Genomic DNA, 11,809 nt, shown 5'->3' with positions numbered 1-11,809 from the left:
ATATCAGCCATCACCCAAATAACGGATATTCACCCCCAAAGCCTACCGCTCAATCGACCGACTCCACCGCGCATTCCACTCGGGCCGCGCCTGGTTCACCTGATCCCAATCAATCGAAATCGCCGTCTGCAAATAGCTGTTCATCGCCTCCACCCGAGCCCGAGTCTTATCCGTGGTCGGCGTAGTAGGATTCGAAGGAATCTGATCCCCCAACTCCAAAGCCGGCGCCTGCGCCTCTGCAGTCAACAAAAACTGCGCCAGTTTCTGCGCCAACTCCGGCTGGTCATTACGCGCAATCACACACTCCGCTACGTTCAACACCACCGCCCCTTCCTTGGGCTGCGCATACTCCATCGGCACACCCAACAACTGCTGCGTGGTCACCTGCGTCGGCGTCAGCGGAAAGATCGCCGCCTCATCCGTCTGCACCATCTCGGAAATCTTCGCCGAGCTGGCGATGTACTCCAGCACATTCGGCCCAACCGTCTTCGGCCACGCCTTGAACCCCGGCTCCACGTTGGTCTCGCTACCCCCCTGAATCCGGTTGAACATCAGGAAACCATGCAACCCAAATGTGGAGGAGGCCAGGGACTGAAACACCACCTTGTCCTTGAACCGTGGATCCGCCAGGTCCATCCACGACGTCGGCGCCGCCCAGCCCTTTTCCTTGAACATCTTGGCGTTGTAACCCAACCCGGTCACCCCGAGCGTCACCGCAACCGCTTCTTCCTTGATCTTCGCCTTGGCCGGAATCTGATCCAGGGTCGGGTTGGGCGTGAGCTTCTCGCACAACCCCATGGAGATGGCGCGGTACATGATGCCGTCGTCGAGGAACATCACGTGCATCTGCGGGTTGTCTTTGTTGGCCTGCACCTTGGCCAGGATGTCCGACGAGGTGCCTGGCACGATCACCACCTTGACGTTGTTGGCTTTCTCGAATGCAGGCAGCACCTTGTCGGCGTAGACCCGTTCCATGGTCCCGCCGTTCATGCCCAGGTACAGCGTCGGTGCGGCATGGGCCGCCGTGCTCAACAGGGCGAGGGACAGGCAAGACAGCGCAGTACGTTTGATCATGTGCATAAATCTTCCTCTCAGGCTTGGAAACGACGGATGGAAAATGCTTCGATGGGCTGCCGGCTGGCCCCCGTGCAGACGATTTCTGCCAGGGCTTCACCGACCGCAGGGCCGAGCTGGAACCCGGCGCCGGCGAAGCCGAAACCGTGAAGCAGGCCGGGTTGGGTGCTGCTGTCGCCGATCACCGGTTCGTGGTCGGGTAGATAACCTTCGGTGCCGCTCCAGGTGCGAATTGCCTGGGCACCTTTAAGGAACGGGTACAACTCGCCGGCGTTGCGCAGAATCTCCAGCACCGCCGCTTGCCCCGGCCGGGCTTGTTGCGGGCCCAGCGCAAAGCCGCGACCGCCACCGAGGATGCAATTGCCCCGGGCAACTTGCCGCGCATAGATTCCGCCGCCTTCGACGCCGGTGCTCACGTCCATCACCACCGGCAACGGCTCGGTCACCAGCATCGCCGGGTGCGCCGAGGTCATCGGCACCGGTTCGCCAAATTGCGCGGCCACGGTACTGGCCCAGGCGCCGGCGCAGTTCAACAGCCAGCGGGCTTGCAGCTGCACACCATTGGCACAGCGCACCTGAAACAGCAGGCCGTCATGTTCAACCTGGGTGACTTCGGTTTGCTCCATCACCCTCGCACCGTGGCGTTGCGCGGCGCGGGCAAAGGCGGGGGAGACCAGGCGCGGATTGGCGTGGCCGTCTTCGGGGCATAACGAAGCGCCGACCGCCACATCACCCACCCACGGAAAACGCGCCCGCAATTGAGCGTGATCCAGCATTTGCAATCCCAGCCCAAAGCCCCGAGTGGCGTCGGCGTAAACCTGCAAGGCGGCCAGGTCCTCGTGACTGCGGGCCAGTTTCAAATGCCCGGAGCGCACGTATTCGCCATCGATCCCAATCAGCCCCGGCAAGTCGGACCACAGCTCATGGGCACGTTGCGATAACGGCAACTGATGCAATGGCCGCCCCTGGCGTCGCACGCCGCCATAGTTAACACCGCTGGAGTGCGAGCCACAAAAGTCCCGCTCCACCAGCACCACGCGTCGACCTTTCTGCGCCAGCATCAAGGCCGCTGAAGCGCCGACAATCCCACCGCCCAACACGATCACTTCGCTGTCGATCATGGCTGCACCTCCACGCCAAACGGCAAGGGTTTGATCGGTGCCTGGCCCCGTAGGCGGCCAACGTTTTGAATCTCGTGCCCACTGCGTTCGGCAATGATTTCTGCCGTTGCGAGCCCACACATCCGGCCCTGGCAACGGCCCATGCCAACCCGGCAATGGGCCTTGACCCGGTTCACTTCCCAGTGGCCTTCATCCACCACCGCGCGTACTTCGCCGACACTGACTTCTTCGCAGCGGCACAGGATCAATTCATCCGGGGCTCCAGCGGCCCATTTTTCAGGGAACGGGAAGGCGGTTTCCAGGCCATGGCGAAAGCGCTGGATCCTCGCCAATTGTTGTTCAAGCACCGGCGGCCGACGAGAGTCGATGGCAACGCCGGTGTCTTCCAGCAAGGCCAACGCCGCTCGCTCGCCCGCCATTTGCGCCGCATCGGCGCCCATGATTCCTGCACCGTCGCCAGCCAGATACACGCCCGCGACACTGCTACGCCCGGCCGCATCTCGCTGGGGCAACCAGGCGCGGTTCAATGCATTCCAGGCAAATTCACAGCCGAGTAAATCCGCCAGTTGGGTCTCGCTACGCAGGGCATGGGCGAAGGCCACGGCATCACAGGCGATTTCCTGTTGATCCCAGTGGATGCCCGTCACTCGTTGCTCGCCGTCGATGTGCGACAGCGTTGCCCCTTGATGCACCGGGATGCCATGGGCCGTGAGCCAGGTGCGGTAGTACAAACCCTTGGCCAGGGTCGCCGGCTGGCCGAGCAATGCCGGCAAGGCGCGGCATTGGGCGCTGAATGGCGCACTGTCGAGTACCGCCACCACCTTGGCCCCGGCCTTGGCGTACTGATACGCCACCAGGTACAGCAACGGGCCGCTGCCGCAAAACGCCACGCGCTCGCCGATGGCGCAGCCTTGATACTTCAGCGCGATTTGCGCAGCGCCCAGGCTGTACACGCCGGGCAAGGTCCAGCCCGGCACCGGCAGGATGCGGTCGGTGGCGCCCGTGGCGACGATGATTTGCGCGTACTCGATGCTCTCGCCGTGGCCGTTGTTGAGCATGTCCAGACGGCCATTTTCCGCGTTCCACACCAGGGTTTCAGGCCGGTAGTCAACAAGCGTGGCTAGCTCATCCATGGTGCGATGCAGCGCCGTCGCCTTGCCTGCCTCAAAGCCATACAACTGCTTGGCCGAACGCTGGAAATTCGCCGGTTGGCGCCGATAAATCTGGCCTCCGCCGCGCAGGCTTTCGTCCACCAACACCGGGGTTACGCCATGGTCCAGCAAGGTCCGGGCTGCGGTAATGCCCGCCGGGCCTGCGCCGACTATCACCACTGTCTTCATGCCTGGCGCCCCGGATCACGGCGAATCGCCTGGCCGTCTTCGAGCAAGGTCGAACACGCGCGCACCCGGCGACCGTCCTCAAGCCGCACCCAGCAATCCTGGCAGGCGCCCATCAGGCAGAAACCGGCGCGGCGTTCGGCGCTGAAATCACTGCCCCGCAGGTGCTCGGCGCAGGTCAGTACGGCGGTCAGCAAGGTGTCCCCAAGCAAGCCCGTGGCAGGCTGCCCGTCGAGGGTGAACGCCAGGGTGGGCCGCTCGGTCTCGGCCAGTCGTTTGAACAGCGCCATCAATGCTTCCCTACCAATACGCGATCCAGGCCGTAGACCCGGTCCAGCAGAATCATTGCCGCCGCCGTCAACCCGATCACCAGCGCCGACACGGCCGCCATCATCGGGTCGATGGATTCGGTGGCGTACACGTACATGCGCACCGGCAAGGTTTGGGTGGCCGGCGAGCTGACAAAGATCGACAGGGTCACTTCATCGAAACTGTTGATGAACGCCAGCAACCAGCCGCCGGCCACGCCGGGCAAAATCATCGGCAAGGTGATCTGGCGAAACAGGGTGAAGCGGCTGGCGCCGAGGGATTCGGCAGCCTGCTCGGCGCTGCGGTCAATGCCGATGGCGGCCGCCAATACCAGGCGCAGTACGTAAGGCGTGATGATCACCACGTGGGCCAGCATCAACCAGGTGAAGCTGCCGTTGACGCCCATCATTGCGAACAGCCGCAGCATCGCCACCCCCAGCACCAGGTGCGGGATGATGATCGGCGAGAGGAACAGCGCACTGAAGAAGTTGCGGCCGGGGAACTGGTAGCGACTGATTGCCAGGGCCGCCGGTACCGCAATCAAGGTCGCCAGGGTGGCGGCCACGAACGCCAGCACCAGGCTGTTATAGAACGCCTGGATAAAGTCGGCGCGTTCGAACACCGCATGAAACCAGCGCAGGGAGAAGCCCGACGTCGGCAGGCTCAAGGTATTTTCCGGGGTGAAGGCCACCAGGCACACCACCACCAGCGGCGCCATCATGAACAGCACCACCAGGCCGTGAAAGCCCCGGGCCAAAGGACCGTTTCTGGACATCGTCTTATACTCCCAGGGACTTTTTGTAGCGGCCTTCGACCATGCGGTTCCAGCTCAGCATGATCAGCAAGTTGACTAACAGCAGCACCACCGCGATGGTCGCGCCCATGGGCCAGTTGAGTTCCGAGAGGTATTGGTCGTAGACCACCGTGGCGACCATCTTCAGCCGGCGTCCGCCCAACAGGCCGGGGATCGCGAAGGAGCTGGCGGCCAGGCCGAACACGATCAGGGTGCCGGAGAGCACGCCGGGCATCACCTGCGGCAACACGATCTTGCGCATCACCGTGGCCTGGCTGGCACCCAGGGACAGCGCCGCCTGTTCCGCCGACGGGTCGAGCTTTTGCAGGGAGGTCCACACCGGGATGATCATGAACGGCAGCATCACGTGCACCAGTGCGATGATCACCGCGAATGAGGTATAGAGCAGCTTCACCGGTTTGCCTCCGAGGGCCTGGATCACCTGGTTCACCAGACCATCGGCACCCAGCAGCAGGCTCCAGCCAAACGCCCGTACCACTACTGAAATCAGCAGCGGGGTGAGGATCAGGATCAGGAAGATCGAGCGCCACGGCGTGCCCATGCGGCTGAGAATGTAGGCCTCGGGCACCCCGATCACTACGCACAGCAAGGTCACCAGGGCACTGATCCAGAAGGTGCGCCAGAAGATCTCGTAGAAGTAAGAATCGCTGAACAGCGACAGGTAGTGGGCGAATGTCCACTCATCGGCCTTCACCCCCACCTGGTAATCGAACACGTTGAACGACAGCACCAACGTCAGGCCCAGGGGCAGGATCAGCAGCCCGAAAAACAACACCAGCGCCGGCAACGACAACAGGTAGCCACGGCTCATGCGCGCACCTCATCGGCGGCCAGCACCCGCAGCAGGCTCGACTCCCAGTCCAAGCCTACCGCTGCGCCGCAACCCAACGGCGCACTGCCGTCGTTGCGGCGGACCACGGTCAGCTCGCCGATCTGGGTCTTGATGCGGTATAGCCATTGGCTGCCGAAGAAATAGCTGTCGAGGATCTTGCCTTGCAGGCGCCCTGAGCCGGCGGTCACCAGGTCGATCTTTTCCGGGCGCAGGCTCAGGGTCAGTTCACCGTTGCCGGGTTCGAAGCGCACTTGCGGCGCGCCGAGTTGATCGAAGTCGCCCGTCAGCAGATTGGCCTTGCCGACAAAGTCCGAGATAAAGCGCGTGCGCGGGTGTTCATAGAGTTTGTACGGTGCGTCGATCTGGGTGACGCGCCCGGCCTGCATCACCACCACGCGGTCGCTGATGGACAGCGCTTCGGCCTGGTCGTGGGTGACCATCAAGGTGGTGATCCCGACTTCGCACTGGATGCGGCGGATTTCGAACTGCATCTCTTCCCGCAGGTTGGCGTCGAGGTTCGACAGCGGCTCGTCCAGCAGCAACACCGGCGGTTCGATCACCAGGGCACGGGCCAGGGCCACGCGCTGGCGCTGGCCGCCGGAGAGTTCCCGCGGGTAGCGCTCGGCGTGAGGGGCCAGGCGCACCAGTTCCAGCACGGTCTTGACTCTGCTTGCGATCTCACCGGCGGGCACCTTGCGCATCTTCAGACCGAAGGCGACGTTGTCGCGCACGCTCATATGGGGGAACAGCGCGTAGCTCTGGAACACCACGCCGAGGCCACGGCTGGCGGGTTTGGCGTGGGTGATGTCGCGACCATCGAGGAGGATCTGCCCACCGGTGACGTCGACGAAGCCGGCGATCATTTGCAAGGTGGTGGTCTTGCCGCAGCCCGAAGGGCCGAGCAGGGACACGAATTCGCCTTTTTCCACCGCAAGATCAGTGGCGACCACCGCGTCGACGGCGCCGTAGCGTTTGCTCAAGGCGTTGAGTTGGAGAAAAGCCATGTCTGCGTTCCACCTTTTTGAGTCGCGTCGAAACGCGCTTTTTTGTTTTGGGCAGATGCGAAAAGGGTGTTGCGGGTGCGTTGGCGCTCGATCTTGAGTCGGCTGCCGTTAGTTGTTCATTTCGCCCCTGTGGACGCAGATTAGGGCGAAAGACTAGGATGGCGGAAGATGGAATTTCACTGGATAGAGTACTTTTTTCAATTTCATTCACTGATCAGAATTTAGTGTGAGATATCGGCTTATGGATTCCACTGAGCGGAATGAAAGTGTCAAGGAAGTCGGCGCCGGTGGCGTCTCCCGATTGTTTGCATTGCTGCGCATCCTCGGCGCGGCACCGGACGGTGGTGAACGGGTGACGCAACTGGCGCAGCAGGTAGGGTTGTCGCAACCTACCACCCACCGCTTGCTGCGCAGCCTGATGGACGAGGGCATGGTGGAGCAGGATGCGCGCAGCAAGCGCTACCGGCTGAGCCTGGAGTTCTTCGCGCTGGCAGCGAACGCGGGCAACACCGGCAACCTGCGGGACCTGGTGCGGCCGAGCATGTTGCGCCTCAGTGCGTCGCTGGGGGATTCATTGTTCCTGCTGGCGCGCAGCGGCTTTGATGCGATCTGCCTGGACCGCAGTGAAGGGCCGTACCCGATCCGTACCTTTACCGGTGACATCGGCGGGCGCGTGGCGCTGGGGGTGGGGCAGGGCAGCCTGGCGATCCTGGCGTTCCTACCGGAGGAAGAGCGCGAGACAGTGATCCGCTACAACTTGCCACGGCTTAAGGATTTTCATCTGTACGACGAGGTGTTTTTACGCTCGGAGGTAGAGAGCGTGCGGCGGTTGGGGTATGCGGCGCGCAATACCGGAGTGCTGGAAGGCATGGCCGGGTTGGCGGTGCCGATCCTGGACCGCAATGGGCATGCGGTGGCGGCGTTGAGTGTGGCGACCATCAGCGACCGGCTGGGGCCGGGGAGGTTGCCGACGGTGGTGGAGTTGTTGAAGCGCGAAGCGGCGGCGATCGGGCCGAGGATCAATCCGTTTGATCCGACGTTGAGGCGGCCTTCACAGATCTTCGGTGGGTAGGTAATACCAGTAACGACAAAGATCAACTGTGGGAGCGGGCTTGCTCGCGAATGCGGTGTATCAGTAAAAAATTTGGTGACTGACACACCGCATTCGCGAGCAAGCCCGCTCCCACATTTTAGACCGTGGCCATCTGTGGGATCCGGGTTGGACTCATCGCCGCCATCGCCACCGAAGTCGCCGCCGTCCTGGTCTCTACCCCCAACTTCACATACACATGCTCCAGATGCTTGTTCACCGTCCTCGGGCTCAACCCGAGAATGTCGCCAATATCCCGATTGGTCTTGCCACACGCCACCCAGCGCAACACCTCGACTTCCCGCTCCGTCAGCTGAAACCGCGCCGACAACAGCTTATGCGCCGGCTCATCCTCCAGGGTGATCACGCTCGGCTGCGTCGCCGCCCGCGCCGACAACAGAATCCGCGAGGTACGCAAATGCGCCGCCACTCGTGCCAGCACCTCATCCGTCTGGATCGGCTTGGTCACGTAGTCACTCCCGCCCACTTCAAACCCCTGCACCACATGCTTGCTGTCGGTCAGCCCGGTCATGAACACCACCGGAATGTCCGCACTGGCCGGTTGTGCCTTGAGCCGGCGGCAGGTTTCAAAGCCGTCCAGGCCGGGCATCACCGCGTCCAGCAGGATCAAATCCGGGCGCCGGCGTTGCACGCGGTTCAGCGCGCTGAGGCCGTCCAGCGCTACCAGCACCATGTAGCCGGCGTCGTCCAGGGCGTCGGAGAGCATTGCCAGGTTGTCCGGGGTGTCGTCGACAATCAGCACCACGCCGGGCTCAGCGCTGTGGGTCAAGGCATTCATCTTCGGCCTCCTTCAGGATTCGGTTGAGTTCTTCCAGGCGAAAGCTTTTCAGCAGCGCCCGGAGCTTGTTGATGAACGGTGCGGTGCCAGGGCTTTCCAGCACGATTGCGTCGAGCTTTTCATGCAAACCACGCACATAGCCAATGGCGCTCAATTCGGCGAGCACGGCGAGTTCTTCAGCGCTGGGTAGCGCACCCTCTGTAGCGACCGGCGCGGCGATCGGTGTCCGGCGGCGCAGCCATTGCAAATCCAGGTGCAGTTGCACGCGCCCGAGCAATTCCGGAGTGCGCACCGGCTTGGCCAGGTAGTCGTTGCAGGCGCCGGCGATACTGCGTTCGCGGTCGTCGGTGAAGGCGTTGGCGGAGATGATGATAATGGGCGCGGTGGACAGCGCGTTACGCCGGATCAGCCTGCTGGTTTCCCAACCGTCCATGGTCGGCATCGACAGGTCCATCAGGATCAGGTCCGGCGACAGCAGCGCCACCTGGCGGATCGCCTCCTGGCCGTTACTCGCCTGGGCGACTTCGAAGCCCAGGGGCGTGAGCATGCCGCTGAGCACCTTGCGATGGTCCACGTGGTCGTCCACCACCAGGATGCGCCGCCGTTCGCCGTGGTAGCCGATGATGTCGTGTTCAACATGCACCACGGCCTGCGGCACCCGGACCTGGGACAGGAACAGCCGCACCTGGAAGCAGGTGCCCTTGTCCAGTTCGCTGACCACCCGTAATTCGCCGCCCATCAACGAGGTCAGCATGCGCGTGATGGTCAAGCCGAGACCTACGCCTTTGTCCTGGCGCATCAGGTCGCCACGTTCAAACGGCTGGAAAATCCGCTCGATCTGCTCCGGGTCAATGCCGATGCCGGTGTCGATGATCTCGAAGTTGGCGGTCTCGCGCATATAGCTGACCCGCAGGCGCACCTCGCCGCTGTCGGTGAAGTTGATCGCATTGCCCAGCAGGTTGATCAGGATCTGCCGCACACGTTTTTCATCGCCACGCACCACGGCGGGAATCTTGCCCACGCAGTCCAGGCGAAAGCGCAGGCCCTTGTCTTCGGCCTGGGGGGTGAACATTTGTTCCAGGTCGTGGATCAGTTCCGGGAAGGGGATTTCGGTGAGTTCCAGGCGCAACTTGCCGGCCTCGATCTTCGCCACGTCCAGCAGGCCGTCGATCAGCGACAGCAGGTGCGAGCCGCTGCGCAGGATGGTCGCCAGGGCATCCTGGTGCTGCTCGGGCATGGCGCTGTCACGCTGCAGAATCTGGGTGAAACCGAGGATGCTGTTGAGGGGCGTGCGCAGTTCGTGGGACAGCCCGGTAACGTAGCGACTCTTGGCTGCGTTCGCCGCTTCCGAGGCTTCCTTGGCCTGTTGCAGGGCCTGGTCGGTGAGGCTGTGGGCAGCGATCTCCTGCATCAGCAGCGAGGTTTGCCGGTCGGATTCTTCCTGGGCGACCCGCCGGCTTTCGCGGGTGAGTACCACCCACCAGGCGAGTACGGCGGCCAATACCGAGAGCGTCAGGAAGGCCTTGAAAAACGCCTGGTACAAGGTCTGCGAATGGGGCAAACCCTGGGCGGCCTGCATATAGATCAGCGCCAGTGCTCCGGCGAGCATTAGTACCAGCGCCATCAACAATCCGAGGTAATGCGCCAGTCGGGTATGCAGGCGCGGCACCAACGTTGTCGGCAGCAACCAGCGCAACACGCCTTCGAACTGACTGGCCAGCCGCGCATGGGGTTTGCAGCGGTCGCCACAACGCGCATCCAGTGAGCAGCAGAGCGAGCAGATCGGTGTGCTGTAGGCCGGACAGAACGCCATGTCGGCAGTTTCAAACGGGTTGCTGCACAGCCCGCAGATCACCAGGCCGCTGCCGGGTTGCGGATGAATCAACTGCGCTTCGCTGCTGCGGGCAATGTAGTAGCGGCCTTTGGTCAGCCATGCCAGCAGCGGCGCCATGACCAGCGCCGTGCCCAGTGCGACAAACGGTGGCGCTGCCTGGGCCAGGGCGCCGAACAGGCCGAAGTGGGCGAGGATCGACAGCAGCGAGGCAACCAGCATCGAGCCGACGCCCACCGGGTTGATGTCGTAGAGGTGCGCGCGCTTGAACTCGATGTGCTTGGGCGACAGGCCCAGGGGTTTGTTGATCACCAGGTCGGCCACCAGGGTGCCGATCCACGCGATGGCGATGTTGGCGTAGAGCCCCAGCACCTGCTCGATCACGTCGAACACCCCCAGCTCCATCAGCATCAAGGCGATTGCCACGTTGAACACCAGCCACACCACGCGGCCGGGGTGGCTGTGGGTCACGCGGGCGAAGAAGTTCGACCAGGCCAGGGAGCCGGCGTAGGCGTTGGTCAGGTTGATCTTCATCTGCGAGATGAACACGAACAGCACCATCGCCCCCAAGGCCCATTCGGGAGAGGAGAACACATAGCCGAAGGCGACGAGGTACATCTGGGTCGGCTCGGCGGCGCGCTCCATGGGGATTTCATGTTGCAGGGCAAGAAAGGCCAGGAACGCGCCAGCGAACATCTTCAACGCGCCCGGCACGATCCAGCCGGGCCCGGCGCACAACAGCGCGGCCCACCAGCGCTTGCGATTGGCGGCGGTTTTTTCCGGGAGGAAGCGCAGGTAGTCCACCTGTTCGCCGATTTGCGTAACCAGGGACAGCGCCACGGTGCAGGCGGCGCAGAACGACAACAGGTTGAAGTCACCGCCGTCGCTGCTGCGGCCGACGAAGCTGGTCCAGTCGCTGAAGGCTTCGGGGTTTTTCCACAATACAAAGCCGTAAGGCAGCACCAACAGCACCAGCCACAGCGGTTGGGTCCAGAGTTGCAGGCGGCTGATCAGGGTTACGCCGTAGGCCACCAACGGGATCACCAGCACCGAGCAGATGACATAGGCGATGGCCAACGGGATATGGAAATACAACTCCAGGGCCAGGGCCATGATCGCCGCTTCGAGGGCGAAGAACAGGAAGGTGAAGCTGGCGTAGATCAGCGAGGTGATGGTGGAGCCGATATAGCCAAAGCCTGCGCCACGGGTCAGCAGGTCCATGTCCACGCCATAGCGGGCGGCGTAGTAGCTGATGGGCAGGCCGGTGAGGAAGATCACCAGGCTGATGGCGAGGATCGCCCAGAAGGTGTTGGTGAAGCCGTAGCTCAAGGCCAACACCCCGCCGATCGCCTCCAGCGCGAGGAACGACACGGCACCGAGGGCGGTGTTGGCGATGCGCAGTTCCGACCATTTGCGGAAGGACTTTGGGGTGTAGCGCAGGGCGTAGTCTTCCATGGTCTCGTCGGCGACCCAGGAGTTGTAGTCGCGGCGAATCTTGACGATGCGCTGGGTGCCGGGGAGGGGATGCACGGTGGGTGGCTCCAGGAAGTGGGCAAGGTTGGATGAGCAAGTTCCATGCCCTGGCAGGCGCCGCGGGT

At 62.9% G+C, this 11,809-nt stretch carries 10 protein-coding genes; 1 reads left to right on the top strand and 9 read right to left on the bottom strand.

From position 1 onward, the window contains the following. Positions 1 to 42: 42 nt before the first annotated feature. From SNL23_RS01825 to SNL23_RS01795, 7 genes are read right to left on the bottom strand one after another with little or no spacing between them, the layout of a single operon-like run. Positions 43 to 1,074: an ABC transporter substrate-binding protein gene (locus SNL23_RS01825; RefSeq protein WP_167665442.1), complete on the bottom strand. Its 1,032-nt coding sequence runs from the start codon at positions 1,072 to 1,074 to the stop codon at positions 43 to 45. Between the two features lie 17 nt (positions 1,075 to 1,091). Beyond that, complete coding sequence (locus SNL23_RS01820; protein ID WP_167665443.1) at positions 1,092 to 2,195, bottom strand: NAD(P)/FAD-dependent oxidoreductase; 1,104 nt, start codon at positions 2,193 to 2,195, stop codon at positions 1,092 to 1,094. Next, positions 2,192 to 3,535 (bottom strand): FAD/NAD(P)-dependent oxidoreductase, encoded by a 1,344-nt coding sequence (locus SNL23_RS01815; protein WP_318301443.1) that lies wholly within the window; start codon positions 3,533 to 3,535, stop codon positions 2,192 to 2,194. The genes SNL23_RS01820 and SNL23_RS01815 overlap by 4 nt, the downstream gene beginning before the upstream one ends. Beyond that, the gene (locus SNL23_RS01810; RefSeq protein ID WP_010175266.1) at positions 3,532 to 3,822 is read right to left on the bottom strand and encodes a (2Fe-2S)-binding protein; all 291 of its coding nucleotides are present in this window, start codon (positions 3,820 to 3,822) and stop codon (positions 3,532 to 3,534) included. The genes SNL23_RS01815 and SNL23_RS01810 overlap by 4 nt, the downstream gene beginning before the upstream one ends. Continuing rightward, complete coding sequence (locus SNL23_RS01805; protein WP_318301442.1) at positions 3,822 to 4,616, bottom strand: ABC transporter permease; 795 nt, start codon at positions 4,614 to 4,616, stop codon at positions 3,822 to 3,824. Before SNL23_RS01805 ends, SNL23_RS01810 begins: the two co-directional genes overlap by 1 nt. A 4-nt stretch (positions 4,617 to 4,620) precedes the next feature. Further along, positions 4,621 to 5,466: an ABC transporter permease gene (locus tag SNL23_RS01800; protein WP_003218273.1), complete on the bottom strand. Its 846-nt coding sequence runs from the start codon at positions 5,464 to 5,466 to the stop codon at positions 4,621 to 4,623. Then, positions 5,463 to 6,491 (bottom strand): ABC transporter ATP-binding protein, encoded by a 1,029-nt coding sequence (locus tag SNL23_RS01795; RefSeq protein WP_318301441.1) that lies wholly within the window; start codon positions 6,489 to 6,491, stop codon positions 5,463 to 5,465. The genes SNL23_RS01800 and SNL23_RS01795 overlap by 4 nt, the downstream gene beginning before the upstream one ends. Positions 6,492 to 6,732: 241 nt before the next feature. Between SNL23_RS01795 and SNL23_RS01790 the strand changes: the two genes are divergently transcribed. Beyond that, entirely contained in the window at positions 6,733 to 7,563 is an 831-nt protein-coding gene (locus SNL23_RS01790; protein WP_177045919.1) for an IclR family transcriptional regulator, read from the top strand. Between the two features lie 118 nt (positions 7,564 to 7,681). Here the strand turns inward: SNL23_RS01790 and SNL23_RS01785 are convergent, their stop codons facing one another. Further along, positions 7,682 to 8,380: a response regulator gene (locus tag SNL23_RS01785; protein WP_008430557.1), complete on the bottom strand. Its 699-nt coding sequence runs from the start codon at positions 8,378 to 8,380 to the stop codon at positions 7,682 to 7,684. Then, entirely contained in the window at positions 8,355 to 11,741 is a 3,387-nt protein-coding gene (locus SNL23_RS01780; RefSeq protein WP_318301440.1) for an ATP-binding protein, read from the bottom strand. The genes SNL23_RS01785 and SNL23_RS01780 overlap by 26 nt, the downstream gene beginning before the upstream one ends. Between the last annotated feature and the right edge of the window lie 68 nt (positions 11,742 to 11,809).

The sequence above is a fragment of the Pseudomonas sp. SED1 genome (genome assembly GCF_034044025.1).
Lineage (GTDB): Bacteria > Pseudomonadota > Gammaproteobacteria > Pseudomonadales > Pseudomonadaceae > Aquipseudomonas.
Note: the sequence above shows the minus strand (reverse complement) of the source record. Positions and strands in the feature narration are given on the sequence as shown.

What these genes read in the sequence shown, in the direction of transcription:
- SNL23_RS01790 (WP_177045919.1), top strand. Translation starts at nt 6,733, where the DNA reads ATGGATTCCACTGAGCGGAATGAAAGTGTCAAGGAAGTCGGCGCCGGT.
- SNL23_RS01820 (WP_167665443.1), bottom strand. Translation starts at nt 2,195, where the DNA reads ATGATCGACAGCGAAGTGATCGTGTTGGGCGGTGGGATTGTCGGCGCT.
- SNL23_RS01800 (WP_003218273.1), bottom strand. Translation starts at nt 5,466, where the DNA reads ATGAGCCGTGGCTACCTGTTGTCGTTGCCGGCGCTGGTGTTGTTTTTC.
- SNL23_RS01795 (WP_318301441.1), bottom strand. Translation starts at nt 6,491, where the DNA reads ATGGCTTTTCTCCAACTCAACGCCTTGAGCAAACGCTACGGCGCCGTC.
- SNL23_RS01805 (WP_318301442.1), bottom strand. Translation starts at nt 4,616, where the DNA reads ATGTCCAGAAACGGTCCTTTGGCCCGGGGCTTTCACGGCCTGGTGGTG.
- SNL23_RS01810 (WP_010175266.1), bottom strand. Translation starts at nt 3,822, where the DNA reads ATGGCGCTGTTCAAACGACTGGCCGAGACCGAGCGGCCCACCCTGGCG.
- SNL23_RS01785 (WP_008430557.1), bottom strand. Translation starts at nt 8,380, where the DNA reads ATGAATGCCTTGACCCACAGCGCTGAGCCCGGCGTGGTGCTGATTGTC.
- SNL23_RS01815 (WP_318301443.1), bottom strand. Translation starts at nt 3,535, where the DNA reads ATGAAGACAGTGGTGATAGTCGGCGCAGGCCCGGCGGGCATTACCGCA.
- SNL23_RS01825 (WP_167665442.1), bottom strand. Translation starts at nt 1,074, where the DNA reads ATGATCAAACGTACTGCGCTGTCTTGCCTGTCCCTCGCCCTGTTGAGC.